Source organism: Candidatus Pseudomonas phytovorans (assembly GCA_029202525.1).
GTDB lineage: Bacteria > Pseudomonadota > Gammaproteobacteria > Pseudomonadales > Pseudomonadaceae > Aquipseudomonas > Aquipseudomonas phytovorans.
In genome coordinates, this window is the sequence record CP119325.1 from 1,199,399 (window position 1) to 1,225,519 (window position 26,121).

The following is a 26,121-nucleotide window of genomic DNA, read 5'->3' on the forward strand; positions in this document are numbered from 1 at the left end:
CAATGGCTGAATCCTGTGCGGTCCCTGTGGGAGCGGGTTTACCCGCGAATGGGCCGCATAGCGGCCCGTACACTCAGTTACCTTTCACGGCGTAATCAGGCCGCTTGTCATTGCCCGGAATGAACGGGCTCCAAGGCTGCGCCCGCAGCGGTTGCTCGGTTTCCCACACCACACTGAACTGCCCGTCATCCTGGATCTCGCCGATCATCACCGGCTTGTGCAGGTGGTGGTTGGTCTTGTCCATGGTCAGGGTGAAGCCCGACGGTGCTTTAAAGCTCTGCCCGGCCAGCGCTTCGCGCACTTTGTCGACATCGGTGGACTTGGCCTTCTCGGCGGCCTGCGCCCACATGTGGATACCCACGTAGGTGGCCTCCATCGGGTCGTTGGTCACCGCCTTGTCGGCACCTGGCAGGCCCTTGGCCTTGGCGTAGGCTTTCCAGTCGGCGACGAACTTCTGGTTGACCGGATTATCCACCGACTCGAAGTAGTTCCACGCCGCCAGGTGGCCCACCAGCGGCTTGGTGTCGATGCCGCGCAGTTCTTCTTCACCCACCGAGAATGCTACCACCGGCACGTCGGTGGCCTTCAGGCCCTGGTTGGCCAGTTCCTTGTAGAACGGCACGTTGGAGTCGCCGTTGACGGTTGAGATGACTGCAGTCTTGCCGCCGGCGGAGAACTTCTTGATGTTGGCGACGATGGTCTGGTAATCGGCGTGGCCAAATGGCGTGTACACCTCTTCGATGTCCTTGTCGGCCACGCCTTTGCTGTGCAGGAAGGCGCGCAGGATCTTGTTGGTGGTGCGCGGGTAGACGTAGTCGGTGCCCAACAGGAAGAAGCGCTTGGCGCTGCCGCCGTCTTCGCTCATCACGTACTCAACGGCCGGGATTGCCTGCTGGTTGGGCGCGGCGCCGGTGTAGAACACGTTGGGCGACATCTCTTCACCCTCGTACTGCACCGGGTAGAACAACAGGCCGTTGAGCTCCTCGAACACCGGCAGCACCGATTTGCGCGACACCGAGGTCCAGCAGCCGAATACCACCGCGACCTTGTCCTGGGTCAGCAGCTGGCGGCTCTTTTCAGCGAACAGCGGCCAGTTGGAGGCCGGGTCGACTACCACCGGTTCGAGCATCTTGCCGTTCACGCCACCCTTGGCGTTGATCTCGTCGATGGTCATGAGCGCCATGTCCTTGAGCGACGTCTCGGAAATGGCCATGGTCCCGGAAAGCGAATGCAGGATGCCGACCTTGATGGTTTCGGCGGCCTGGATACTCCAGCTCAGGCCCATTGCGGCAATCGATGCGCTAAGGGTAAAGGCCTTGATCAGACTGCGACGCTTCATGTGCTCTCTCCGCTGGGTTTTTTTGTGTTGGGCAAGCGGGGAGGGGTGTTGCAAGGGGTGTGCCTAGTGGCAAAAGCGGCGGGATAGAGGGGTTGTGCGAGGTGTTGGGGCGTTTGCGCGGGCCAGGTTGGTGCCTGGGGGATTTGTGTGCACAGGATTGGGGCCGCGCAGCGGCCCCGGGGCCATCACCTGTTACGTATTATCCTTCTTCGCTGTAGCGGGCTCTTTTCTGATCTTGCCTATCTCCTTGACGAACTCGTCATCACCCGCCTTTGCCGTGTACACCATGTTGAACCGTATGTCCTCGATGATCGAAAGGTCTTTGAGCAAGTCCTCGTCGCCCAATAGCTCCAGCGTCCATTGCGAGATGGCGCCGGTGCCTTCGAACGGCAAGTAACGGCCATCGTGGAACATCAGTTCATACACCCAGGTACCGGCATCGTAGCCAAGCCCATCTTCGGCCACGGTCGACGACAACGCGATCTGCTGGTTTTCGCGGGGGTTGCGCAGTACCAGCCTAGGGTTTTCACGCGCGTCCTTTATTTTCTTCTCGCTGTCATTGCCTGGGTAGAACGAGCGGGCTGCATTCTTGTCGGGCTCCAGCAGCGTAGCGCTACCTGTTTGCTTGAGGATTGCACACAGCTCTTCCACCTTTTTGTCTGCCTTGAATACCAGCGTGACAGACACATATTTCAGTTGGCGAAGGTACTGGCCCGGGTAACTTTTGTCGAAGTCATCAGCCTTGAACTCGAAGCTGTGGGTCAGCGGGGTGGTGCGCTTGGCGTCCGCATTGAAAATGCCGGCCCACTTTTCTTCTGGCTTGGTCGCATCACTGTCCAGTTTTTTCTTGAGGCTGAACGACTTCTTGATGGTCAATCGCCGTTCGTTTCGGGCAAGGTACTCATTCTCCATCTGTTGCAAGTTCACCAGCAGCGATTCACCCACCAGCATGCCTTTGTAGTTATCGCGCCAGGCACTGGTATCAATGAAACTGTCACGCCGGTAGTCACCGATTTCGTAGCGCCAGGCGGCTTCGACACTCAAGCACAGTGAGCGTACAGCGTCGTAGGCAACGCCATAGATATACTCCTGGCGTGCCACCAGCCAGTTATACACGGGGATGATGGTGAACCCGGTTGTCATGGAGACGTAGGTTTCTTGCTCGTTGATACGCGCCTGCTCGCACTGTGCAAGGGCGATGGTGCTGGCGTTGAGTTCGATGTTGGTTTCTTTCAGTTGCTGATCGATTATTTTTAGGTCCCATTCGGTCTGGGCTTTGTTAAATGCCCATTCGGCAGCACGGCGGTTGTAATCTGCTTGGGTCTTCAACTCTGCGGCCATAGCGTCTGCTATCATGCCTGCTGTAATGAAGTCCTCGGCAAATGCTTGCAGCACACCTTTAGGTTCGGTACCCCCGAGCGCTAGCCCGAAGATGGTCGGTGTTACCGTCGCGACCGTACCGGAGCAAGTGTTCAAGATTTGCGAGGTGACCCTGAAGGTATTTCCGATCCAGGTGAACGCCGTTGCGCTTTCCTCTTCAGGGGAGCGACCCACATCAATGAGATCGCTCAAGAACTCTTTCTGCGCCAGTACTTTGTCGCGGCTGAGCAGCAGTACCTTTTTCTTGGCCCCAACGCCGCTGATGGCCTCTTTCTGCAAGCGAATCGCAAAGTCGGCTATCTTGATATCTTGGGCTTTCAACTGCACTGCCAAACTTGTGTTGAACTCTTCCTCCATCAAACTCATGTAGTGCCGGCCGAAGTCCGACAGCTGCTGGGCGGCTGCCCTGGCGAGAGGTAGCAGTTGACGGAAGCGGTAGTGCGGAATATCAACCTGGCCACTGCGGTAGGGGATTGGCAGGTTGCTCACGCCGCCTCGCCCATTGTCGAATGCGTCCAGGCTTTCGCTGTTCCAGTCCAGCGCAGGCAGCTGCTTGCCATCGAGAGTGAGCCCATGGCGCAGGTTGTACATGCGGCTTTGCAGGGTCTGGTGCAGATCGAGCACCCGGCCATTGAGTGGCCGGCGGAAAGCGCCGCCGTCGACCGAGGCCAACGTTACCGTGTTCCAGCGCGAGGCATTGCTGCCCTCGGGTAGCGGGCCGAGCAATTGCTGCGCCTGCTGGTAGCACAGCCAGGCCTGGTTCAGCGTGCTGAGGGTGAGCTGGCGGTAGAAGTGGTCGCCCTGCAATTGCCAGTTCTCCAGCAGCGACAGGTAAATCGCCTGTTGGTAGTGACGCGACAAGGTGAACACCCGACTGATCGGGTCGACACCCTTGCGCAGGGCCGAACTCAAGGTCCCTCCCTGGGCAAGCGGGCGGGTACCCCAGGGCGCGGGTCGGCCTTGCGCATCGGCTTTGGTCCGGTATGGGTTGAACAGGTAACGCAGGTACCAGTCTTCGGCCTCTTCGAACTGTTGTTGCTCGGTCAGGCGCATGGCCACAAGGGCGGGCACATGCAGGAACAACTCACGGAAATAAAGAGCGTTGGCGCCGTGCAAGTCCATGTCGACAGGCGGGCCCGACTCAAGGTCCGGTTCTTGCAGTTTCTGCGTGTCCCAGGCCAGCACCTGCTCGACGCCTTGGCTAGCGCGCGCGACCAGGTTCTTGCCGAACAGCGTATTGAGGCGGATCTTGTGCGTTGGCAAGGCAGGTTCAAGTTTTTCAACATGGCTAAGGTCGAGATATTGTGCCTGGTTATCATTGGATGCAATGGAAACAGTCCAGACCTCGTCAGCCTTGGTGATTGGCCGTATTTCGAATACTGAAGTCCCCATTGTTTCTTCATGATCGAAATCCCAGCGCCAATTCCCCGTATGACTTTTATGTTTTTTATATAGGCGGTGCGTGACAACTATTTTAAATTGTTTGTACGTCCCGACGTCGATGTCGGTTGTCAAGGTGTAGTGTACAAATGGGAAGAGACGTTGATCTTTAAAAATTGATTTGCCGTCGCCAAAAATTTCTACTTTGATTTCAGTGTTATCAGGGTTTTTTTCAGCTATACCGGATTTATTCCCTGGCTCCGTACATCCGTTTATTTGAAATTCGATTTTTTTATTGTCTGGGGAAGAGAATTTTGCGATGACTTCAGCGCGTATTAGGCTGTAGCTGGCAAGTGCCAAATAGGTGGGGCTGCCGTTGTAAGGGTGTTGGATGTCGTTTGCGTTTATGTAAGAAGTGAGTAATGACTCACAGAGTTTATCTGCGTTTTCGTCATTGATTTTTTTATTTTCTAACAGCAGGAGGTCGCGTGCTTCAAGGTAGTAGTCGGTATTCCGGATAAGCTCAGGTGTTTTGCCTTTTTCCAATGGCTTGGCGCTATCATGCATTAGCGCCGTCAGCCACAGCCCATCCTCACTGGTTTCCTGGACAACCACGATCAAACCGGGCATGAAGCTCACGTCTTTTGTGAGGTTTTCATCCCATGCTCCATTTTTATAGCCATTCAGGCAGAACAGTTCATTGCTGGTGCTCCAGGTCGCATCACTCTGTTGGAATATGAAGTTCACCGACAACTTGCGTTTGTCCGGCAACGTCTTGTTTGGTTTTGCGCCATCGGGCAAGTCGGTGCTGCCCCGCTCCACCCAGAACACATAACGGCGACCGGCAATGACCACCGGGCGGACGGTGTCGTGAAGCTTGTCTCTCGATTTGCTTTGGGTTATTTCGCCGGCAGGTGCCAGGTCGATTTTCTCCCACTCGCTCCAGGCCAGCGGGCTGAGCCGGTTCTGATCGTCACGCAGGCTGATGTCCAGAGTTCGCCAGTAGTACTCGTGGGGTGTGGTATTGGTCTTGGCAATAAGATGGTAGGTGTCCTGCTTGGGGTCATGTCCATCCAGGTAACCGCTGATCACTTGCAGGTTGCTGACCCGTTCGAACTTGGCCAGGTAGGTGCAGATGGCGGTGTGCAGCAGCGACGTGTCCATCTTGCCTTGATTGAGCGCCACCTCCAGTTCCTGGAACGCCACGCTCTTGTTGGTCCGGTTGGCGTAGTAGATGAGGTTGGCGGGGTGGTTGTAGCGGTCGATCAGGCGTTTCCACGTACCGTACTGCCCCAACCCATGCTGCCACTCGGCCTGAGCCTCACCAGAGGGGCCGGTGTCGCTATACCCCGGCTCGAGCCGCGCATACAGCCGTGAAAGGTAGTGTTGCAGGCTGCCGATGGCCTGGTTGAGCTGCGTGGTGGTCACCTCGCTGCTGACCCGGATGTCGGTCAGGCAGTAACTTGACAGGTCATCGAAGGTAGCCACGGTGGGCTTGGCGTCAGGCTCGGGCGGTGCCCAGTGTGCGATCAAATAGCCGGCCAGTGCGTCACGCCAGCGTTCGCGCATCTGTTTGTCCAGCGCTTCGCGCAGGGCGTCATCGGTGGCGGCCATGAGTAACTGGCTGGCGCCTTCGAATTCGCGGTATGGCGAGGTTTCGTTGAGTTCACTGAGACTTAGCAGCGAGTTGCAGGCCAGGCCGGTTTTCTCGCTGAGGCGTTTCAGCCGCAGGATGTAGTCGATATCGCTGATTGTGCTGGGCACGCAGGGCGTGCCGACCAGGCGACTGACCGTTTGAGGCATGCCCGCCAGCGCTTCCATGGTAATAGGGAAGTAACCATACTGAACATCTGTTTGGGTTTTTTCCCACTCTGCTGCCCAGTAGTCAGGCTTGTACCCTTTTTTATATTGTTCCTGATTGACCAGTAGCGGCCCTGGGTTGTTATTAAGAAACTCAATCAGTTTGTCATTAAAACCCTGGGCATCTCGAGCGGAGGAATAGGCCCCCGTTCGGCGAATGACAAATTGCTTGAGTGCTTCCGCAAATTTCAGTTTCTCGTAGCGAGACTTTTCAGTCTGCGAGAGCGTTTTCAGAAAGTCATCAAAGGTTGGCCTTGTATCTTCAACCGTCACAGTTTCAAAAATGTTTGGGCAGGCCACTTCCACTTCATTCTCGGGCCAGCCTATCAAGGTGGCTAGTACGCTGGCAGCTTGGGAAACCTTTTTTGAATCGGTCGTGAAACGGTGGCTGCTCAGATAATTGGTGGCGTCACGCTCATCGCTGCCATTTGCCCTGCACACTTCGACCCACGCCCGGAAGCGACTGAGCTGATAACACAGATCCAGGTTGATGGCCTTGTCTGACGTTTTTTCCAGGTCGAACCATTCCGGGTTGTCAGACAGCGCCTGGAGAGCACCCGGGCTCAAGCGCAGCAGGGTAACAAGCGCGAAGCGGCGTCCGAGTTTGAACCACAACTGGGTTGCCTCCAACCGGGCCTTGGCCTCTTTCTCGGCCTTGGTCCCTGTCTGGGCTGAGACCTCGCCAGTCTTACCGATTAACACGATTGCTGACTGCAGCACCTCTGCCGCTGTCTTACCGGCCCAGCTCAGCAGTGAAGGGACATGCTGCCGGCTAACGCCGGACTCAGCCCGTTGATACCCAAAAATCATCATCACCAGGGTTGCGATCAACTCTTGCTGCTGGCTTTCATCCGCTTTGGGCTGCAGCGCGACTTTGATCATTTCCTGTTGCGCCTGGAGCGTATCGAGCAGCGAGCTGCCAAGCGCCACTTCCGTTGTGGGTATGGGTGCCAAGGCCGCCAGTAGAACACTGGGCAGGATCTGCTGTTGACGCAGCCACTGGTCGAGGTTGCCAAGCGCGACCAGGGTGTCGAGCACATCGCTACCGCGGGCATCACTGATCAGCGGGGTACCGGCCAACTGGGCTAGCACGTCGGCGCCGCTTGTCGCCAACAGCGCAATCAGTGCGCTTGCCTCGCGGGCGGAGCGCTGGAACAGGCGATACAAACGGCTTAGGCGATACAGCGCTGAGAGCAAGGCCAGCGAAACACTGAGCGTTTCCAGCCCTTGTGCCTGCTTGACCTGTGCGAGGTACACCCGTGTTGCCTGCTCATCCACCCCCAAGGCCTTGGCCAGTGCTGGCACGACCTTGAACTGGCCGTCCTCGCCATCAGCCGGGTCAAATGCGCGGTCGTCGAGGATCAGTGGGTTGAGTGTGTCGAGCTGCCCGGCACCAGGGCCATCGAGTACCCGGTCGAGCATGGGTACCTGCTCGCCAACCGCAAACGGGCTGACTTCACACACCAGGGCGGCGAACTGCTCGGCGCTGATGCCGTAGGCCTCGTTCAGGTAGCGGAAAACCCCTATGGCCCGGAGGGTGGAGGGCGTCAGGTGCCAGTTGCCGACCTGACCTTCGGCCCGCAGGATCGACGTCAACAGCAAGTCTACGTCGTTGAATGGCAGTGCCAGCGCCCGTTGCAGGTGGATCATCTGGTACATGCGCGACAGGCAGTCGTAATCGAGCGAGTCGAGCTGAGGTTTGATACCCGCCCCTGGCAAGGCATCCTTGATCGTAAGTGGCGTGCTTCGACGTGCATTGATGTATGCCGCGCCGTAATGGAACCTGTCCAGCACAGGCTTACCGGCGGGACGGTAGGCATTTGAGCTGCGCACCAGGCTGTAGCTGGCGGCAGCATTGTCATCGATCCCGGCCACGGCCAGCATTTCCAGTATTTGCTCAAAGCTCAGCCCGGTTCGGCGGCCGAATGTCTCGACGTCTAGCAACGAAGCAGTGGCCTTTTTGGCGTCGATGTCGGCCATGCCGTACCACTTGCGCCAATCGTCGCCGGTCTTACGCAGGGGTTTTTCTTCCAGCAATAACGCTTGCAGGGCCGGGCTGAAACCGCTGGCGTTACGCATGACCTGGCGCAGCTCATCGCTGCGCAACCCCTCGTAGCAGAAGCTGGGGTAGCTGTACTGCGTCTGCTGTAGAAGTTCGAAGTACGGAATTTGCTTGTACTGGAGCACCGCCTTGACTTGCTCGTGGGCATAGTTGAACGGCAGGTTGGCGTGCTGGCCTGCGCTGGCCAGCACCTCGGGCAGGTAAGCCGTTGGCCCGGCACGGTCCTGCGCATGGTGCGTGAGGGCGCGAATGGCCAGGGTCAGCGCACTGACGGGTTGCTCCAGTTTGCCGGGGTCGAGCAGCAGTGCGCCGATGTCCGGGCGCCGATGCGCAAGTGTCAGGCGGCTGGTGTTCGTGCTGGCCCCCTCCATCTCCAGGCCCTTCTGGTAGAGGGCGTGCAGATAAGCGATGGGCCCTGTGTTCGATTCGGGCGCATCGGGGCTGCAGGGGTTGGCCAATTGTTCGGGGAACAGTTTGGCGTAGGTGTGGGCGCTGGCGGATTGCTCGGTCATGCGGGCGTACTCCCTGACGGGTGAGGATGGTCATTGCCATACATCGCGGTCTGGGAGTATTTGAGGGCTACGGCGGGGGAGCGACAACTGGCAAAAATATCAGGTCCACAATGTGGGAGCGGCTTTGCGCCGCGATGGGCTGCAAAGCAGCCCTTGCAGAATCAGCCGTTACGCACAGCCGTGCGTGGATGGCGCCTGCTGCGTACGAACTGGTAGGTCACTGCCAGCAGCAGGAACCAGATTGGCGTGACGACCAGCGCCGAGCGCGTATCCGCCTCCAGGCTGAGCAACACCAGGATAAAAGCAAAGAACACCAGGCACACGTAGCACATGAAGCGCCCGCCCGGCATTTTGTACTTCGACGCCTGGTGCAGTGCCGCGCGGTTTTTGCGGTACTTCAGGTACGACAGCAGAATCAGCGTCCAGACGAACATGAACAGCACCGCCGAAACGGTGGTCACCAGGGTGAACGCTTCGATCACGTTCGGCACCAGATAGATCAGCACCGCGCCCAGCAGCAGGCAGATGCAGGAGAAGTACAGGCCGTTGGCCGGCACCGATCGGCTCGACAGTTTCTCGAACGCGCGTGGCGCGTCACCTTCCTGCGCCAGGCCGAAGAGCATGCGGCTGGTGGAGAACACGCCGCTGTTGGCCGACGATGCCGCCGAGGTCAGCACCACGAAGTTGATGATGCTCGCCGCCGCTGGCAGGCCGGCCAGCACGAACAGCTCGACGAACGGGCTCTTGCCAGGCACCACATCGCGCCATGGGGTCACCGCCATGATTGCGATCAGCGCGAGCACGTAGAACACGATGATGCGGATCGGGATCGAGTTGATCGCCCGTGGCAGGGTACGCTCCGGGTTTTTCGCTTCGGCGGCGGTAGTACCCACCAGCTCGATGCCGACGAACGCGAACACGGCGATCTGGAACCCGGCGAAGAAGCCCATCAGCCCGTGGGGGAACATGCCGCTGTCATTCCACAGGTTAGCCAGCTGTGCAGTACGCCCGCTGGGCGAGGTGAAGCCGGTGATGACCATATACAGGCCGGTAGCGACCAGACCGAGGATGGCGATGATCTTGACCAGGGCGAACCAGAACTCCATCTCGCCGAACATTTTCACCGTCACCAGGTTCAGCGACAGCAGCAGCCCCACGCAGGTCAGTGCCGGTATCCACTGCGGCAGGTCGGGGAACCAGAACTGCGTGTAGGCGGCAATGGCGACCACGTCGGCGATACCGGTGACCACCCAGCAGAACCAGTAGGTCCAGCCGGTGAAGTAACCGGCCCAGGGGCCCAGCAGGTCGGCGGAAAAATCGATGAACGACTTGTAGTTGAGGTTCGACAGCAGCAGTTCGCCCATGGCGCGCATGACGAAGAACAGCATGAAGCCGATGATCATGTAGACGAAGATGATCGACGGCCCGGCCAGGCTGATGGTCTTGCCCGAGCCCATGAACAGGCCGGTACCGATCGCGCCGCCGATGGCGATCAACTGGATGTGGCGGTTGGTCAGGTTGCGCTGCAGATGCTGATCATCTGGCGCTGTGGGTGAGGTTTGCGTCATACGCTGCATTCCCTTGTAAGGTCAGTCTTCTTGTCAGAGGTAGCCGGCTAGGCTAACACGCGGGTTCCCGTTCGGGGCGCGACAGATCGACTCTACATTTGGGTAGCAGCGTTTCGCCTGTGCCGGCCTCTTCGCGGGCTCGCCCGCTCCCACAGGTATCCTGCTGCCCTCAGGCGCAGTGCAGAACCTGTGGGAGCGGGCAAGCCCGCGAAGAGGCCGGTACAGGCAATACAAAATTCAGGCGCTGGCCAGTTCTCGGCGGCGCCTCACCACCAGGCTGTCCACTACCCACATCACCACCATCGACACCCCCACCAGCGGGAACATCACTCCGAGCAACAGCATCACCCCCACTGCCGCCTTCCAGCGCGGCAGGTCATGGCGCAACGGCGGCACGCCCAGCCCACCTTCGGGCCGGCGCTTCCACCACATCACCAGCCCGCTCACCGAGCCCAGCAGAATCATCAGGCACACCAGCAGGATGACGATCTGGTTGAATGCCCCGAACATCTTGCCTTCATGCAGCATTACCCCCACTTCGGTGGCCCGGGCGACCGGGCTGTAATCCTGCCAGCGCACATCGGCCAGCACCTTGCCGGTGTACTGGTCCACATGCAGGGTGGCGTCGTTGCGCGGGTCGTCAGCGAAAACAGCAATGGTGAAAACACCGTCTGCCGTAGTCGGCAGGGTAATGCTGTAGCCCGGCTCCACCTGGCGGGACGTGGCGAGGTCTTCGACCTGCTGCACGCTCACCTGGGGCGCTGCGGGCATGTCCGACATCATGTGGTGCCCGGCGTGTTCGGCGTGTGCACCAGACTGCGGCATCGGTGTGTTTTCCATCGCCCAGGGCACGGTCTGGCGGTGTGCGCTGTTCAATTCACCGGCCTGTTGGTCCGATTTGGGCACGTCGTTCCACATGGCTGCGGGGAAGCGGTTCCACAGATCGGCGTGCTGCTTGCCCCACAGGCCGGTCCAGGTCATGCCGCTGACCAGCATCAGCAGCAGCAAGGCCGAACCCCAGAAGCCGGTTACCGCGTGCAGGTCGCGCCAGAACAGCCGGCCGCGAGCCGATATCCGTGGCCACAGCACGCCAGCACCATTGCGCCCGCGTGGCCACCACAAGTACAGGCCCGACACCACCAGCACGATGCCCCAGCCAGCGGCCAGTTCCACCAGGCGGTCACCGACCGTGCCAACCATCAGCTCGCCATGCAGGGCGCGGGCAATGGCTTGCAGGTTCTGCTTGCCGTCTTGCTCGCCAAGCACCTTGCCGCTGTAGGGGTTGACGAACACGTTCAGTTCGCGGCCGCCGTCATGCACCACGAACTGTGCGCTGCGCTCAGCGTTCAGCGGTGGCAGGTACTGGCCGACGTGGCCCTTGGGATAGGCCTGGCGGACTTCGGCCAGCAGTGCATCTGCGCCCTGTCGGTGGTGGCCGGCTTCGACCACCATCAGGTCGCGGTACAGCAGCGGGTCGAGCTGCGGCTTGAACAGGTAGATGATCCCGGTAATCGCCAACAGGATCATGAACGGAGCCACGAACAACCCCGCATAGAAGTGCCAACGCCAGGCCAGGTTATAGAAATTGGTGCGTGTTCCTCTCATGGGAACCTCCTGTTTGACCAGCAGATGGGCGCAACCGACGCTGCGCCCGTTGTTGTTGTCAGAAGCTGAAATCGACCTTGGTCCAGAAGGTCCTGCCTGGCTCGTTGACCGGCTGTGGATCTGTAGCCGGGTAGCCGAACCCGGCGTTCCCGGCCAGGTTCAAGTGCTCGGCGTAGGCTTTGCCGAACAGGTTGTCGACCCCTGCGCTGAGCTTGAGGCTGTTGTTCACCTTGTAGGCGCCGTTGAGCGAGAACACGCCAAAACCGGCGCTTTTTTCGTAGTCCTTGCCGACCACGTTGCCCTGGTTCTCGGCGATACGGTTCTGTGCCGCCACCAGCCGCCACAGTGCGCCCACGCTCCATACATCGCGGCTGTAGGTCAGGCCCAGCCGGCTTTCCAGGGGCGGCATTTGCGGTAGCGCTTTGCCATCACTGCTGTTCTTGCCCCAAGCGTAGGCCAGCGTGCCGTCGGCCTTCCAGTTTTCAGTCAGTTGGTAGGCGGCGCCCAGTTCGCCGCCCATGATGCGGGCGTCGATGTTCTGTGCCTGGGAAGTGCTCATGCCCATCATGCCGGTGCGGTAGTCGAACAGGATGTAGTCACGGATTTGCCCGACATAGCCCGAAGCCCAGGCTTCCAGGCGCTCGGTGCGGTACTGGATGCCAAAGTCGAGCTGGGTGGTCTTCTCCGGTTTGATACCGTCAAACGCATTGGCCGCCCCGGGCGGTGCCAGCTTGGGCGAGAACAGCTCCCAGTAGTCGGGGAAGCGCTGGGCATGGCCGAGGCCGATGTAGGCGGTAGCCGGGATGGCTGCCAGGTCGTGCTCGTAGCGAATGAAACCGCTGGGCAGAGTGTCGGCGCGGGTGTCGCCTTCGGTGGCGCCACCTTGCCGGAAGTCACGGGCTGAGGCGCGGTCCAGGCGGGCACCGCTGATCAAGCGGTCTTCGCCGCTGAGGTACCAGGTCAGTTCGCTGAAGGCGCCGTAGTTGTGGAAGTCGGCGTCCTTGGTCCAGGCCTGGGCCTTGTGCGCGTCTACGCCCATGCCGCCACGCTGGCGATGTTCGTTGGTTTGCGCGTCGATGCCGCTGATCAGTTGCACGTCGGCCCAGCGCCAGGTGGCCTTGATGCGCGCGCCCAGGGTGCGGCGGTCGACATTGCTGACCATCGGCATGCCCATCATGCCGCTGCCCGAGGGCGTGCGCAGGCTGTAGTTGTCCATCACATGGTCGGCGTAGTTGTAGTAGACCTGCGCCTCGACCTTGTCGAGCACCTCGCCGAGGTTGGACTTTTCAAAACGCAGGCCCAGGCTTTCGCGCTTGAACTGCGAGCCGTCCATGCCGCGCCCGGCATAGCGGGCCTCGCCATCGCCCTTGCCGGCGGTGAGCTCCAGCAGGGTGTCCTGATCGGGCGTCCAGCCGAGGGCGACATCGCCATTCCATTTCTCCCAGCGTGACGGCACGGTGTCGTTGTTGCCGTCATGGTAGTCGTCCGAGCGTGACTGGTTGCCGACGAAGCGGGCGTAGGCCTGGCTGTTGCCGGCAGCGGCATCCAGCACCTTGTCGAAGCGGCCGTGGGAGCCCGCGAGCAAGCTGGCGTTCACGCGGCTGCCGAGGGTGCCGAACTTCTCGGGTTCACGCTCGAAGAGGATGGTGCCTGCCGAGCCGCCAGGGCCCCAGATCACGCTTTGCGGGCCCTTGATGACAGTCAGGCGGTCGTAGGTTTCTGGCGAAATGTAAGAGGTGGGTGCGTCCATGCGGTTGGGGCAGGCGCCCAGCATCAGGCCGCCGTTGGTGAGGATGTTCAGGCGTGAGCCGAACATGCCGCGCAGTACCGGGTCGCCGTTGGTGCCACCGGCACGGATCGCCGAAAAGCCAGGGATGGTCTTCAGGTAGTCGGCACCGTCGCTGGCCGGCACTGGCTGGCGCGGGTCTTTCGGGTTGGTGACCACGGTCAGCGGCGAACTCGGGGCTACGGCGGTGATTACCGTCGGGCTCAGCTCGGGTGCATCGTGCGCATGGCCTTCATGGCCAGGGTCGGCGGCCAGGGCCACGGGCGCGAGCAGCGAGCCGCACACGGCGGCGAGGGTCCCACGCAGGGACAAGGCAAAAACAGGGGTGCAGCCGGACATAATGATTCCAGTCGATCAGTCATGAGTTAGCGCGAAGCCTCCTGGCTCCGTGCGCAAATTGTGCTTTCAGACGTAGATCGAGGAAGGTGGGGCGCGGCTGCGCGCACCGGGGAATACAGCCTGCCGGGCATGGCCCTGGTGAGTTGGCGCAAGCAGGTGGCTGGTGGGTGTGACGCTGCCGGCGCTGAGCGGGCTGAGGGCCTGGGGCAGGGCCGGGCAGTTGAACAACAGGCTGCAGTAACCGCACTTTTCCCACATCACATGCAACTGGCCATCGCCGCCGTGGCCGTGATGGGTGTCGCCGCCATGCTGATGGGCAGCCGCCATCGGCATGTCCATCGGCATGCTCATGCCGGCGTGGTGGTCCATCGGCATCGACTGGGAAATCAGCGGGCCGATGAAGATCATCCACATGGCGAACAGGCTTAGCCATCCGCCACCGGCGCGCCTGCGGTCAGGGCGGGTGGTACGGCTGATGCTGTTGCGCGGCAGGCTCATGGCGAGTGCCTGTCAGCAGGTGTCAGTGCGCGTGTTCGTGGGCTTGCGGCTGGTCCGTCGGCGCCTGCTTCTGCACGGCCACTTCGACCGTGACATCGCCGGCCTTCTCGAAGTGCAGGGTCAACGGGAAGCGCTTACCGTCAACGAGCAGGCTGCGGTCTTTGGGCTGCATCAGCATTACATGGTAGGCGCTGGGGGCGAAGGTCAGGTCCTTGCCGGCAGGCACTACCACGCTGGGTACTTGCTGCATTTTCATGGCACCGCTGGCGCTCATGGCGTGCTCGTGCAGTTGGGCGTCATCGCTGATGGGGCTGTCGACGCTAAGCAGGCGGTCATCGGCCTTGCCGTTGTTGTGCACCACGAAATACGCGGCGACATTAGGGGCGTTGGGGGGCAACTGCAGCGACCAGGGGTGGGCGATGTGCAGGTCGCCCACGCTGTATTCGTGGGCATTGGCAAAGGCGCCGGGCAGCAGCAGGGCGGCCATGACGAGGGCGTGCTTGAGCATGGTGAATCTCCGTTCTGTTCAGGTTCAGGCAGACAGCGTGATGAACTCAGACCAGTGGAGAGGCACGGGGGTTTAGCGCGGGCCAGAGTTGGCGCGGCGTGGCGTGGTAATTGGCGGGTGGCGGCAGCAATGCGCCGAGCAGTGTCGGCGGGTTGTGCAACTGCGGCGGATAGCCGGGCAGGGCCAGCAGCGGCGCGGCGCCCGAGCAGCACCAGCAGTTCATCATGCTGGCGCTGTCGTCGCTTTGCGGGCCGAGGTCGATCTTGGCCAGGGCCTGAACATCAACCTTGGCCTTGTTGGCCATGCTGGAACAGAAGGCCCCCCACAGCAGCTGCTCGGCCGGGCCCTTGGGCACGGCAGAGGCCAGCGGCATGGCCAGCAGGTTGAACAGCACTGCTAGGCAGGCTATCCAGGCGATGTGCCGACGTGGGGGCATGGAGAGATCCGGTCAGGAATCGTGGTGGGTATTGTAAGGCGGAGTATAGGTAAAAATGGCGGGGTGCGGTGAAGTGACGCAGGCGCGGTGGTGTCTGGGGCTGCTCCGCAGCCCATTCGCGGGGCAAGCCCGCTCCCACAGGGACCGCGCTGATTTGGAAATTGACGCATTACCTGTGGGAGCGGGCTTGCCCCGCGAATGGGCCGCAAAGCGGCCCCGGGATTATCAGGCCTTGTTGCGGCCCATCAACCCGCGCACGGTCTCTTGCAGGTCCGCCGGCAACACCACGACCTTGGCATTGTTGCTGCCCGCCAGGTTTTCCATGGCCCCGATATAGCGCTCGCCCAGCAAGTACATTGCCGGCACCGTCTCGTTGCCCACCGCTTCTTTCACCAACGAAATCGCCCGCGCCGAGGCCTCGGCCAGGCTGACCTGCGCTTCGGCATCCAGCTTGGCCGCCTGCAGGCGCGCTTCTGCTTCCAGGATCGCCGCCTGCTTGGCCCCTTCGGCGCGGGTCACATCGGCCTTGCGCTCACGCTCGGCCGCGGCTTGGCGCTCCATGGCCAGTTGCATGTTTTCCGAAGGCTTGATGTCCTGGATTTCCACCGAACGCACTGTCACGCCCCAGTCTTCGGTCTGTTCGGACATTGCATCGCGCAGGCGTGCCTTGATCTGCTCGCGGCTGGACAGGGCCTCGTCCAGGTCCATGGCGCCGACAATGGCACGCAGCGAGGTCATGGTCAGGCTGGTGACCGCAAAGGCGTAGTTCTGCACACCGTAGGAAGCCTTTTGCGGGTCTACGACCTTGGCAAAACACAGGGCGTTGGCGACGATCACCGCGTTGTCCTTGGTGATGATTTCCTGCTGCTGCACATCGAGGATGATGTCCTTGGTTGGCAAGCGGTAGGCGACTACGTCCACATACGGGATGACGATGTTCAGGCCGGGCTTTAGCGTGTTGTTGTAACGGCCAAGGCGCTCGACGATCCATTCCTCGCCCTGGGGCACGATGCGTACCCCCTTGAACACGGTGATCAGGACGAACAGGGCAATGGCCCCGACGACAATAAGGCTGGTCATGATGCGAACTTCCTTTTAGTGCGGATTCAAGCCCGGATGACGCGGGCGGTGTTCCCCTCGATGGCAGTCAGGCGTACCCGCTCACCTGCCGGGATTTCACTGTCGGCGACGCACGTCCACTCTTCGTTGCCGAGGATCGGTTTCTGGAAGCGCACGCGGCCTTTCTGGAACTCCGATACGCCAGCGGTCAGCAAGCCTACTTCGCCTATGACGCTGTCGGCAGTCCAGCGCACATCCGGTTGTTTGCGCCGGAACAACTGGAACCACAACGCCGTGGTGACCGACGACAGCAGCACCCACAGCAGCACCTGCATATCCAACTGCAGGCTGGGCGCGGCCAGCGAGATGAGCGAAACCAGTACGGCACCGATGCCGAACCAGAGGATGAAGAACGTCGGCAGGACCAGTTCGAGCAGTATCAGCGCGATGCCGAACACCAGCCAGATCCACCATTGCATTTCCATATGGGTGAAACCTTCCGGGGGAGGGGGTTAAAGCTTAATGCAGCATGAGACACGAAGGCCATTTAGATTGAGCGGGGTTTGCACTGGGGAAAGTCGACTAGCGTTGTAGGAAAAAACTGTACTGAAGGATTTAAGCGGGTGTAGTCAGCCAATCTTCTAGCCGTAAACCAGGAACACGCTGGAACTCACGGAGGTTGTTTGTTACCAGTATCAGGCCAAGCGCTCGAGCATGACCGGCAATCAACTGATCATAAGGGCCGATTGGCGTGCCGGCCTTTGCCAGCTCTGAGCGCAGCTGGCCAGTGTGCGCTGCTGCATGGTCATCGTAGTCAAGCACTTCCAGGCGAGCAGCGAATCCCTCGACGACCGTAAGATTTCGCTGTGGGTTGGCTGACTTCTCTGCGCCATAAATCAACTCCATCAAGGTCACTGTACTGATCGCCAGCTGACCATGGTGGCGGTTGAATGCCTCGCGAACGATTTGAGGTTTGTTTTTGATCGTGAAAATGCAGATGTTGGTGTCCAGCATGTACCTAAGCATTAAAACCCTTCGCGTTCCTGATCTGGGGGTTGATCGCGGCTTGCCATGTAATCCGTCGTGGCATCGCTACCATCGAACCAACAGTCCCATGATTCTCCTGCAGGCGTGATGATGCGCGTGCGGCCTATCGCCACAATATCCACGCGGGTAACGTCTTCAGGAAGAGCGACGGACTTTGGCAAGCGGATGGCCTGGCTGCGGTTGCTTTTGAAGACAGCACCTTGCTCCATAATGGGCCTCCAGTAAAAGCGGAAATGTGTGACTGAAGTTTAGGTGTCGCGGTGTATATGTCAACGGGATATACAGCTTGACTGGGCAAGTGTTCAGAGTCCAAGCCTGGCCAAAACATCCTCCATGCGTCCCAGCGTCAGGTCCACCTGCGGCAGGACTGGCCGCTTCAGGATCAATACCGGCACACCAAGCTCCCGCGCCACCTCCAGCTTCGGCTCGGTCGCCACGCTGCCGCTGTTCTTGCTGATCAGCACATCGATCCTGCGGCGCTGGAATAACGCCCGTTCCTCTTCGATATGAAAGGGCCCGCGCGCGCCAATCACTTCGCAGCGGTCGTTGCCAGGGCAGGCCTCCAGCGCACGCAGGGTCCAGAATTGCTCGGGCGGAATCTCGTCCAGATGTTGCAGCGGCTCCCGCCCCAACGTGAACAGCGGTCTGCGAAACGGCTTGAGTGCTTCGATCAGCCCCGCCCAATCCTCGACCTCGCGCCAGTCGTCCCCCGTTTGTGCCTGCCAGGCCCGGCGGCGCAAAGCCCAGCATGGGATGCCGGCATTGCGTGCGGCGCTGGCAGCATTGCGGCTGATCTGCGCAGCATAGGGATGGGTGGCATCGATCAGCAGGGTGATGCCCGCCTCGCGCAAGTAGCTGGCCAGGCCTTCGGCACCGCCAAATCCGCCGACCCGCACCTGGCATTGCAGGTCCTGCGGCACGCGGCCGATACCGGCCAGGCTATAGACATGCTGTGGGCCCAGGCGACGGGCGATGGCAAGGGCTTCAGTGACGCCACCCAACAACAGGATGCGCGCGGTCATTGCACACCTGCCTGGCCAACGATACCGCCTTGGCGATCGATGGCGAACACCTCTACTTGCACCTGCGCCGGCACCACGCTGCGGGCGAACGCCAAGGCGTGGGCACATACTGCGTCGCCAAGGGCGATGCCCGCTGCATGTGCGATGGCCAGGGCTTGCTGGCTGGTATTGGCGCCGATGATGGCGGCTTGCAGCGCTTCACCCGCGCCAATATCTGCAGCCCAGCCGGCCAGTTGTGGCAGGTCGATGCTGGAATGGCGGCTGTGCAGGTCCATGTGCCCGGCGGCCAGTTTGCTGATTTTGCCGAAGCCACCGCACAGGGTCAGGCGCGGCACTGGCACCTTTCGCAGGTGCTTGAGCACCGCGCCGACAAAGTCGCCCATTTCGATCAGGGCGATTTCCGGCAGGCCGTAGACCCGGCGCATGGTGTCTTCACTGGCGTTGCCGGTGCAGGCGGCAATGTGTGTGTAGCCATTGGTGTGGGCCACATCGATGCCCTGATGGATCGAGGCGATATAGGCCGCACAGGAGAACGGTCGCACGATGCCACTGGTGCCGAGGATCGACAGGCCGCCGAGGATGCCCAGGCGCGGGTTCATGGTCTTGAGGGCGAGTTGGTCGCCGCCCTGCACATTGACCGTGACCTCGAAGCCACCGAGGTAGCCGCATTCGTCGGCCAGGCGTTGCAGGTGGTCAGTGATCATGCGCCGTGGCACCGGGTTGATGGCCGGCTCACCCACCGCCAGTACAAGCCCCGGGCGGGTCACGGTGCCGACGCCGGTCCCGGCGACAAAGCAGATACCCGGTTCGCTCAGCAGGCGCACCTGGCTGTAGAGCAGGGCGCCGTGGGTCACGTCCGGGTCGTCGCCAGCGTCTTTGAGCGTGCCGGCTTCTGCGCTTTCGCCGGTCAACCGGCAGAATTCCAGACGCATTTGCACTACCTTGCCTTTGGGCAGGGTGATGCTGACGGCGTCGCTGTTTTCGCCGATCAGCAGCAAGCGAGCGGCTGCCAGGCTGGTGGCGGTGGCGCAGCTGCCGGTGGTCAGGCCGCTGCGCAGAGGCGCGGGCTGTTCACGGGTTTCTTCACGCATCGACAGGTTTCACCACTTCCAGCAGGGTGATCGGCAGCGCCTGGCGCCAGGTGTCGAACGCGCCCAAGGGTTGGGCATGAGCGACATGGATGCGGGTCAGCTCGCCACCGTGCTGTTCGCGAAAATGTGCCAGGGCCAGTTCGCTTTGCAAAGTCACTGCGTTGGCCACCAGTCGGCCACCGGGGCGCAGGTTTGCCCAGCAGCGGTCGAGCACACCTTCGCGGGTGACGCCGCCGCCGATGAAGATTGCATCCGGTTGCTCCAGATCCTCCAATGCAGCGGGCGCCTTGCCGCGGACCAGTTGCAGGCCGGGTACACCCAGCGCATCGCGGTTGTATTCGATGAAACCCTGGCGGCCTTCGTCGGCCTCGATGGCCAGGGCGCGGCAGGCCGGGTGGGCACGCATCCATTCGATGCCGATCGAGCCACAGCCCGCGCCCACATCCCACAACAGTTCGCCGGGTTGCGGTGCCAGGCGTGCCAGGGTGATGGCGCGGACATCGCGCTTGGTCAGTTGGCCGTCGTGCCGGAAGGCGCTGTCCGGCAGCCCGGCCAGCCGGTGCAGGCGTGGGGCATCGGGCGCGGCCAGGCATTCGATGGCCACCAGGTTGAGCGCCGCGATATCGGTGTGTGGCCAGTTATGAGCGGTGCCGACCAGCTCACGCTCTTCCTGGCCACCCAGGCGTTCCAGAACCCGCAGGCGGCTTGGCCCGAAGCCACGCTCGCGCAGCAGCTCGGCAATGGCCGCCGGGCTGTCGCCATCGTTGCTCAGCACCAGCAGGCGCGCACCGCTATGCAAGTGGGCATTCAGCGCTGCCAGTGGCCGGGCCACCAGCGACACCATTTGCAGCTCCTGTAATGGCCAACCCAGGCGGGCGGCCGCCAAGGCGCAGGAGGAGGGCATCGACAGCACACGCATTTCAGCGGCAGGCACCTGGCGCGCCAGGCTGGCGCCGACGCCGTAGAACATCGGGTCACCGCTGGCCAGCACGCACACCGGCTCGCCACGCAGGGCCAACACCGGGGTCAGGGAGAAGGGGCTTGGCCAGCTCAGTCGTTCGCCGGTTATGCAGCGTGGCAACAAGGCCAGCTGGCGCGGGCTGCCGAAGATCCGCGCAGCGCCCAGCAGCGCGCGCCGGGCCTGTTTGCCCAGGCCACTGAAGCCGTCTTCGCCGATGCCTACAACTGTCAGCCAGGGTGCCATGTATTTCATTCCGCCATATCTGGGGCCGCTTCGCGCCCCTTCGCGGGCTCGCCCGCTCCCACAGGTACTGCGCAACCATCAAGGGCTGCGGTGATCCTGTGGGAGCGGGCATGCCCGCGAAAAGGGCGACGCGGTGCTGATTATCTACTCAATCGTCGAGCATGCTCGACCACCGGCTTTTCATGCCGCCGGACAAAGCAGGCATAATACCGCGCCTTCTACACTCAAGCGCATTTTCACAGATTGCCGGACACCCCATTGACCCAGGCCGATGCCCCCAACGTTTCGCCCCGCCCCTCGGCCTGCCCGGGGTTATGGCGCATTGTCAGTGCCCGTGATGGCGGTATCTGCCGCATCAAGCTGCCGGGCGGCCTGCTGCTGGCCGACCAGGCCGATGCAGTGGCGACGGCAGCCGAGCGCTTCGCCGGCGGCGTGATCGAGGCCACCAACCGAGGCAACCTGCAGATCCGCGGCATTGGCAATGAACATCGCGCCTTGGTCGAGACCCTGCTCGCCGCCGGCCTGGGCCCGCGCGATGCGGCCGGTGACGATGTGCGCAACCTGATGCTCAGCCCGCTGGCCGGGCATGACCCGGCGATGCTGCTGGACGCACGGCCGTTGGCCGGGCAGATCCTCGACCTGCTGGAAGGCACCCCGCGTTTTCACCAGTTGTCGGCCAAGTTTGCCGTGCAGCTGGATGCCGGCGAACACCTGGCCATGCTTGAACACCCCCACGACCTGTGGCTATCGGCCCTTCGCCTGGAGCAGCAGACTTGGCTGGCGTTCGGCCTGGCGGGTTGCCCGGCCGATGGCCCGGTACTCGGCGCGGTGCCATTGGCGCAGGGCCTTGGGCTGGTGCACGCGGTGCTGGCGCGCTTTCTGGACCTGGCAACCCCGGCGCAGTCGCGCATGCGCCAGTTGCTTGAAGTGTACTCGGCAACCGATTTCGTCGATGGGCTTGGCCTGGATATCCGCCGCGATGCCGCCGTGCTCGCCTGGCGCCGTGAACAGCACAGCGCCTCGTGGCTGGGCAAGCTGCCGCAGGCGCAGGGCGTGGCCCTTGGCGTAGCCCCGCCGCAAGGCCGTCTGACCCCCGCCATGCTGCGTGGCACCGCGCGCATTGCCCGTGAGTGGGGCGACGGCAGCCTGCGCCTCAGCCCTTGGCAAAGCCTCGTGCTGACCAACCTGCCAGCACACCACATCGACCAGGCCCAGGCGCAACTGTCTGCGCTGGGCCTGCTGTGTCACGACCATGAACCCCTGGCGCGCATCAGTGCCTGCACCGGCGCCAGCGGCTGTGCCAAGGCCCTGGGCGAGACCAAGGCCGACGCCGTTGCCCTGGCCGCGCTGCTGGGCCCCGGCGTGCCCGCCAGTGTGCACTTGTCTGGCTGCCCCCGTTCCTGCGCCGTGGCCCATGTTGCCCCGGCCACCCTGCTGGCCCGCTCGCCGGGCCGTTATGACCTCTATTTGCGTGACGCGCGCCAGCCCGGCTTCGGCGCCCTGCGCGGCACCGACCTTACCTTGAATGAAGCAGGCGCCATGCTCGACCTGCCGACGGAGCACCTTGATGATTGACTACATCCGCGATGGTCAGGAGATCTATCGCAATTCCTTCCGGATCATCCGTGAGGAAGCTCGACTTGAGCGGATCCCCGCAGACCTCGAAAAGCTCGCCGTACGCGTGATCCACGCCTGTGGCATGGTCGATGCCATCGATGGCCTGCAGTTCTCCGAGGGCGCTGGCCGTGCAGGGCGCGAGGCGCTGCTCAACGGCGCGCCGATCCTGTGCGATGCGCACATGGTCGCCGAAGGCATCACCCGGGCCCGTCTGCCAGCGGACAACAAAGTCATTTGCACACTACGCGACCCCAGCGTACCGGGCCTGGCCAAAGACGCCGGCAATACCCGTTCCGCCGTTGCCCTGGAGCTGTGGCGCCCGTACCTGGAAGGCAGCGTGGTGGTGATCGGCAACGCGCCTACCGCGCTGTTCTACCTGCTGGAGATGATCGACGCTGGCGCACCCAAGCCAGCGCTGATCCTCGGCTTTCCGGTCGGGTTCGTCGGCGCTGCCGAGTCCAAGGCAATGCTCGCTGCCGACAGCCGTGGGGTGCCGTTCGTGATCATGCAAGGCCGCCTTGGCGGTAGCGCGATGGCCGCCGCCGCGGTCAACGCCCTGGCCACGGAGGTGGAGTGATGGCGCCGCGTGGACGTCTGCTTGGCCTGGGCGTGGGCCCTGGCGACCCTGAACTGATCACCCTCAAGGCCTTGCGCCTGCTGCGCGAGGCACCGGTGGTCGGTTACTTCGTGGCCAAGGGCAAGCGGGGCAACGCCTTCGGCATCATCGAGGCGCACCTGCAACCCGAGCAGACGCTGCTGCCGCTGGTTTACCCGGTAACCACCGAAGCCCTGCCGGCGCCGCTTTCCTACGAGCAGGTGATCAGCGACTTCTACGACGAAGCCAGCGTGCAGGTGGCCGAGCATCTGGATGCCGGCCGCGATGTGGCGGTGATCTGCGAAGGTGACCCGTTCTTCTACGGGTCCTACATGTACCTGCACGACCGCTTGGCGCAGCGCTATGAGGCCCAAGTAATCCCCGGCGTCTGCTCGATGCTGGGTGGCGCCTCGGTACTGGGCGCGCCGCTGGTGTACCGCAACCAGAGCCTGTCGGTATTGTCTGGCGTACTGCCCGCCGAAGAGCTCAAGCGCCGCCTGGCCGACGCCGATGCAGCGGTGATCATGAAGCTTGGGCGCAACTTCCCCAAAGTACGTGACGTACTGGCCGAACTTGGCCTGGACGGGCGTGCGCTGTATGTGGAGCGGGCTACCATGGCCAACCAGAAGATCGTGCCGCTGGACCAGGTTGACCCGCAGTCGTCGCCGTACTTCTCGCTGATCATCGTGCCGGGGGAAAAATGGCAGGGATGAGCATGCACAAGGAACCGGCGATCGTCATCCTTGGCCCGGGCAGCCTGGCGACGGCGCAGCGTATACAGCAATGTTATCCAAAGGCCACGATCCACGGCCTGGAGGGGCGTGTCGAGGGTGCGGACCAGTCGTATAGCTCATTCGGCGATACCCTGCGCGGGCTGTACCAGCAAGACACGCCGATCATCGCCCTGTGTGCGGCGGGCATCGTCATTCGCAGCCTGGCCAGCCTGCTCAGCGAGAAAGGCAGCGAGCCGCCGGTGCTGGCAGTAGCCGAGGATGGCAGTGCGGTGGTGCCGCTGCTCGGTGGCCTGGGTGGCGTGAACGTGATGGCACGCGAAATCGCCGAAGCGTTGGGCGTTGCCGCAGCGATCACCACCAGCGGCGAGCTGCGTTTCGGCACCTGCCTGCTTAACCCGCCGCAAGGTTATGCCTTGGCGGATATCGAGCAGGGCAAGCGCTTTGTTTCTGATTTGCTGGCGGGTGAGTCGGTGCGCATCGAGGGCGATGCACCGTGGCTGCAACAAGTGCAGTTGCCTGCCAGTGAAGACGCCCGGCGTACCATTCATGTGGGGCACCAGGCCCGCCCGGCTAACCGCGACGAACTGTTGATCCACCCGCGCTCGGTGGTAGTGGGTGTTGCAGGTGGCAACCTGCATGGTATTCGTGCTGCATTGCAGCAGGCCGGCATCGCCGAGCCAGCCGTTGCCTGCGTGCTGGCGGACGAACAAGCCATGGCCGACGGTGCCCTGCATGAGGCTGCGCAGGCTTTGGGTGTTGCCCTGCGCTTCGCTGCCAAGCCGCACAATGTGGCTGGCATGGTTGCCGCGGCATTGCCAGGAGCCCGATTGATCGAGCAGGCAGATGTGGTCATCGCCGTGGCGTCGGCCCCGGTCGAGGTGGTACAGGTTGGCCGCCGCCGTGGCCGTCTGGCTGTCATCGGCCTGGGCCCGGGTGCTGCCGAGTTGATGGTGCCGGCGGTCAAGGCCGAGCTTGCGCAGGCTGAAGATGTACTGGGCTACGAAACCTACGTGCGCATGGCCGGGCCGTTTCGTGACGACCAGATCATGCACTGCACCGACAATCGTGAAGAGATGCAGCGCGCCCGGCATGCCTTCGAACTGGCGGCCCAAGGCCGTTCGGTGGTGGTGGTGTCGTCGGGTGACCCTGGCGTGTTCGCCATGGCCGCCGCCGTGCTTGAAGCCTTGCACGAGTCCAGTGACCCGGCGTGGCATCGCGTCGACCTCGAGATCCTGCCCGGGGTGTCTGCTTCGCTCGCAACGGCCGCCCAGGCAGGCGCACCGCTGGGGCATGACTTCTGCGTGATGTCGCTGTCGGATAACCTCAAGCCTTGGTCGATCATTGAAAAACGGCTGGACCTGGCAGCCCAGGCCGACCTGGTGCTGGCATTCTACAACCCGATTTCCAAGGCTCGGCCGCACCAGTTAGGGGTGGCGCTGGAGGTGGTGCGCCGGCATCGCGAGGGGAACACGCCTGTAGTCCTTGGCCGTGACATCGGTAGGCCGGGGCAGACGCTGAAGGTAGTCACCTTGGCCGAACTGCTGCCGGAAATGGTCGATATGCGCACCATGGTGTTGGTCGGCTCCTCTACAACCTGTGTGTTCCCTCGCCTCTCGGGTGGGGTGTGGGCCTACACGCCGCGCTGGTACCCGTCCGCCAGCTAGTTGCGTCGGAAACCCTTCAGCGCGTTGCGTCGCCAGCGCGCTGGATAAGGTGGCTGCCCCTGTTCCGGGGGGCAACCATCGAGGAGTTTCCAGATGTCCACTGAAACACAAGTCACCACCCAGGATGCTGCCATGCTGGTCGAAGGCAACCTGCTGGCCTGCGGCGCGGGCATGTCTGCACAAAGCCGTCATGATGTGAAAAATGCCTTCCACTTCGCCACATTGGTTGCCGACAAGGCCTTCGACGCTGAAAAGCAGAGCCGGGAGTGGTACGACAAATTCGTCGATGTCATGCGCGACCTTGGCTTTACCATTCCACGGCGCAGCTTCGAGTTGGAAACTTCGGCAGAGCTGTCCGTCACCGTAGGCGCTGTAGCAGTCCGCGCGATAGGCGCTGTCGGCAATGCCATGTTGGGTGGCACGGTGCTGGGAGACTTGGCCAAGACAGCGTTCGACAAGCTGAGCACCATCGAAAACGACGCCAAGGTGCTGGATCACAAACGCAAGAACAAGGCCCGTGGCATGGTCGGTATGGCCGCTTGCATCGAAACCGAAAACAACGATGTGGTCATGGTGGTGAGTTGCATCCAGGCATCCGCCCCACAACGCGATGACGACATCCTCGGCATCCAGTGGAAGCTGGACAAGACCCACTACTATGCCGGCACGGCCGTCCTCACGCTCAACAACTTTGTTTACGACAAGGTCCGCGAAACCGTGGAAAACAAGCTTGGCGTGCGCAGTGTCGAAAACGTTCTGCAATACGACATCTGACCGCAGGGCGGCGTTATCGCAACGCCGCCTTGGTCGCTTCT

The 26,121-nt window shown here is 62.0% G+C and carries 20 protein-coding genes; 5 read left to right on the forward strand and 15 right to left on the reverse strand.

The window, feature by feature from the left end:
* Positions 1 to 73 precede the first annotated feature (73 nt).
* The 15 genes from urtA to cbiE all read right to left on the reverse strand — a co-directional run bounded on the left by urtA (position 74) and on the right by cbiE (position 20,696).
* Positions 74 to 1,339, reverse strand: coding sequence for an urea ABC transporter substrate-binding protein (urtA, locus tag P0Y58_05245; protein WEK31604.1), 1,266 nt, complete (start codon positions 1,337 to 1,339; stop codon positions 74 to 76).
* 192 nt (positions 1,340 to 1,531) lie between these two features.
* Positions 1,532 to 8,533 (reverse strand): Tc toxin subunit A, encoded by a 7,002-nt coding sequence (locus tag P0Y58_05250; protein ID WEK31605.1) that lies wholly within the window; start codon positions 8,531 to 8,533, stop codon positions 1,532 to 1,534.
* Between the two features lie 161 nt (positions 8,534 to 8,694).
* Positions 8,695 to 10,101: a D-serine/D-alanine/glycine transporter gene (cycA, locus tag P0Y58_05255; protein WEK31606.1), complete on the reverse strand. Its 1,407-nt coding sequence runs from the start codon at positions 10,099 to 10,101 to the stop codon at positions 8,695 to 8,697.
* Positions 10,102 to 10,338: 237 nt separating this feature from the next.
* Positions 10,339 to 11,706 carry a PepSY domain-containing protein gene (locus P0Y58_05260; protein ID WEK31607.1) on the reverse strand — a complete coding sequence of 456 codons (1,368 nt, stop codon included), beginning with the start codon at positions 11,704 to 11,706 and terminating at the stop codon, positions 10,339 to 10,341.
* 58 nt (positions 11,707 to 11,764) lie between these two features.
* Positions 11,765 to 13,831 (reverse strand): TonB-dependent copper receptor, encoded by a 2,067-nt coding sequence (locus tag P0Y58_05265; GenBank protein WEK31608.1) that lies wholly within the window; start codon positions 13,829 to 13,831, stop codon positions 11,765 to 11,767.
* Positions 13,832 to 13,897: 66 nt separating this feature from the next.
* Positions 13,898 to 14,329 carry a DUF2946 domain-containing protein gene (locus tag P0Y58_05270; GenBank protein ID WEK31609.1) on the reverse strand — a complete coding sequence of 144 codons (432 nt, stop codon included), beginning with the start codon at positions 14,327 to 14,329 and terminating at the stop codon, positions 13,898 to 13,900.
* A gap of 22 nt (positions 14,330 to 14,351) precedes the next feature.
* A complete protein-coding gene (locus tag P0Y58_05275; GenBank protein WEK31610.1) occupies positions 14,352 to 14,837 on the reverse strand; it encodes a copper chaperone PCu(A)C in 486 nt (161 codons plus the stop codon).
* 46 nt (positions 14,838 to 14,883) lie between these two features.
* Positions 14,884 to 15,273 (reverse strand): DUF2946 domain-containing protein, encoded by a 390-nt coding sequence (locus P0Y58_05280; GenBank protein ID WEK31611.1) that lies wholly within the window; start codon positions 15,271 to 15,273, stop codon positions 14,884 to 14,886.
* Between the two features lie 225 nt (positions 15,274 to 15,498).
* Complete coding sequence (locus tag P0Y58_05285) at positions 15,499 to 16,353, reverse strand: SPFH/Band 7/PHB domain protein (protein ID WEK31612.1); 855 nt, start codon at positions 16,351 to 16,353, stop codon at positions 15,499 to 15,501.
* Between the two features lie 26 nt (positions 16,354 to 16,379).
* Positions 16,380 to 16,817 (reverse strand): NfeD family protein, encoded by a 438-nt coding sequence (locus P0Y58_05290; protein WEK31613.1) that lies wholly within the window; start codon positions 16,815 to 16,817, stop codon positions 16,380 to 16,382.
* Between the two features lie 130 nt (positions 16,818 to 16,947).
* Positions 16,948 to 17,358 (reverse strand): tRNA(fMet)-specific endonuclease VapC, encoded by a 411-nt coding sequence (gene vapC, locus P0Y58_05295; protein WEK31614.1) that lies wholly within the window; start codon positions 17,356 to 17,358, stop codon positions 16,948 to 16,950.
* Positions 17,358 to 17,588 carry a type II toxin-antitoxin system VapB family antitoxin gene (gene vapB / locus P0Y58_05300; GenBank protein WEK31615.1) on the reverse strand — a complete coding sequence of 77 codons (231 nt, stop codon included), beginning with the start codon at positions 17,586 to 17,588 and terminating at the stop codon, positions 17,358 to 17,360. The genes vapC and vapB overlap by 1 nt, the downstream gene beginning before the upstream one ends.
* Positions 17,589 to 17,681: 93 nt before the next feature.
* Entirely contained in the window at positions 17,682 to 18,401 is a 720-nt protein-coding gene (locus P0Y58_05305; GenBank protein WEK31616.1) for a cobalt-precorrin-6A reductase, read from the reverse strand.
* The gene (locus P0Y58_05310) at positions 18,398 to 19,492 is read right to left on the reverse strand and encodes a cobalt-precorrin-5B (C(1))-methyltransferase (GenBank protein ID WEK31617.1); all 1,095 of its coding nucleotides are present in this window, start codon (positions 19,490 to 19,492) and stop codon (positions 18,398 to 18,400) included. The genes P0Y58_05305 and P0Y58_05310 overlap by 4 nt, the downstream gene beginning before the upstream one ends.
* Positions 19,485 to 20,696, reverse strand: a complete 1,212-nt coding sequence (gene cbiE, locus P0Y58_05315) for a precorrin-6y C5,15-methyltransferase (decarboxylating) subunit CbiE (protein ID WEK31618.1) — start codon at positions 20,694 to 20,696, stop codon at positions 19,485 to 19,487. Before cbiE ends, P0Y58_05310 begins: the two co-directional genes overlap by 8 nt.
* A 243-nt stretch (positions 20,697 to 20,939) precedes the next feature.
* Here cbiE and cobG point away from each other — a divergent pair, with 243 nt between their 5' ends.
* From cobG to P0Y58_05340, 5 genes are all read left to right on the forward strand, one after another.
* A complete protein-coding gene (cobG, locus tag P0Y58_05320) occupies positions 20,940 to 22,271 on the forward strand; it encodes a precorrin-3B synthase (protein WEK31619.1) in 1,332 nt (443 codons plus the stop codon).
* Positions 22,264 to 22,890: a precorrin-8X methylmutase gene (locus P0Y58_05325; GenBank protein ID WEK31620.1), complete on the forward strand. Its 627-nt coding sequence runs from the start codon at positions 22,264 to 22,266 to the stop codon at positions 22,888 to 22,890. Before cobG ends, P0Y58_05325 begins: the two co-directional genes overlap by 8 nt.
* A complete protein-coding gene (locus P0Y58_05330; GenBank protein WEK31621.1) occupies positions 22,890 to 23,621 on the forward strand; it encodes a precorrin-2 C(20)-methyltransferase in 732 nt (243 codons plus the stop codon). Before P0Y58_05325 ends, P0Y58_05330 begins: the two co-directional genes overlap by 1 nt.
* Complete coding sequence (gene cobJ / locus P0Y58_05335) at positions 23,609 to 25,306, forward strand: precorrin-3B C(17)-methyltransferase (protein ID WEK31622.1); 1,698 nt, start codon at positions 23,609 to 23,611, stop codon at positions 25,304 to 25,306. The genes P0Y58_05330 and cobJ overlap by 13 nt, the downstream gene beginning before the upstream one ends.
* A 93-nt stretch (positions 25,307 to 25,399) precedes the next feature.
* Positions 25,400 to 26,080, forward strand: coding sequence for a hypothetical protein (locus P0Y58_05340; GenBank protein ID WEK31623.1), 681 nt, complete (start codon positions 25,400 to 25,402; stop codon positions 26,078 to 26,080).
* The last annotated feature ends 41 nt before the right edge of the window (positions 26,081 to 26,121 follow it).

Bases quoted from the DNA above. Each gene is read 5' to 3' on its own strand.
- urtA (WEK31604.1), bottom strand. From the start codon at position 1,339: ATGAAGCGTCGCAGTCTGATCAAGGCCTTTACCCTTAGCGCATCGATT.
- P0Y58_05250 (WEK31605.1), bottom strand. From the start codon at position 8,533: ATGACCGAGCAATCCGCCAGCGCCCACACCTACGCCAAACTGTTCCCC.
- cycA (WEK31606.1), bottom strand. From the start codon at position 10,101: ATGACGCAAACCTCACCCACAGCGCCAGATGATCAGCATCTGCAGCGC.
- P0Y58_05260 (WEK31607.1), bottom strand. From the start codon at position 11,706: ATGAGAGGAACACGCACCAATTTCTATAACCTGGCCTGGCGTTGGCAC.
- P0Y58_05265 (WEK31608.1), bottom strand. From the start codon at position 13,831: ATGTCCGGCTGCACCCCTGTTTTTGCCTTGTCCCTGCGTGGGACCCTC.
- P0Y58_05270 (WEK31609.1), bottom strand. From the start codon at position 14,329: ATGAGCCTGCCGCGCAACAGCATCAGCCGTACCACCCGCCCTGACCGC.
- P0Y58_05275 (WEK31610.1), bottom strand. From the start codon at position 14,837: ATGCTCAAGCACGCCCTCGTCATGGCCGCCCTGCTGCTGCCCGGCGCC.
- P0Y58_05280 (WEK31611.1), bottom strand. From the start codon at position 15,273: ATGCCCCCACGTCGGCACATCGCCTGGATAGCCTGCCTAGCAGTGCTG.
- P0Y58_05285 (WEK31612.1), bottom strand. From the start codon at position 16,353: ATGACCAGCCTTATTGTCGTCGGGGCCATTGCCCTGTTCGTCCTGATC.
- P0Y58_05290 (WEK31613.1), bottom strand. From the start codon at position 16,817: ATGGAAATGCAATGGTGGATCTGGCTGGTGTTCGGCATCGCGCTGATA.
- vapC (WEK31614.1), bottom strand. From the start codon at position 17,358: ATGCTTAGGTACATGCTGGACACCAACATCTGCATTTTCACGATCAAA.
- vapB (WEK31615.1), bottom strand. From the start codon at position 17,588: ATGGAGCAAGGTGCTGTCTTCAAAAGCAACCGCAGCCAGGCCATCCGC.
- P0Y58_05305 (WEK31616.1), bottom strand. From the start codon at position 18,401: ATGACCGCGCGCATCCTGTTGTTGGGTGGCGTCACTGAAGCCCTTGCC.
- P0Y58_05310 (WEK31617.1), bottom strand. From the start codon at position 19,492: ATGCGTGAAGAAACCCGTGAACAGCCCGCGCCTCTGCGCAGCGGCCTG.
- cbiE (WEK31618.1), bottom strand. From the start codon at position 20,696: ATGGCACCCTGGCTGACAGTTGTAGGCATCGGCGAAGACGGCTTCAGT.
- P0Y58_05325 (WEK31620.1), top strand. From the start codon at position 22,264: ATGATTGACTACATCCGCGATGGTCAGGAGATCTATCGCAATTCCTTC.
- P0Y58_05330 (WEK31621.1), top strand. From the start codon at position 22,890: ATGGCGCCGCGTGGACGTCTGCTTGGCCTGGGCGTGGGCCCTGGCGAC.
- cobJ (WEK31622.1), top strand. From the start codon at position 23,609: ATGGCAGGGATGAGCATGCACAAGGAACCGGCGATCGTCATCCTTGGC.
- P0Y58_05340 (WEK31623.1), top strand. From the start codon at position 25,400: ATGTCCACTGAAACACAAGTCACCACCCAGGATGCTGCCATGCTGGTC.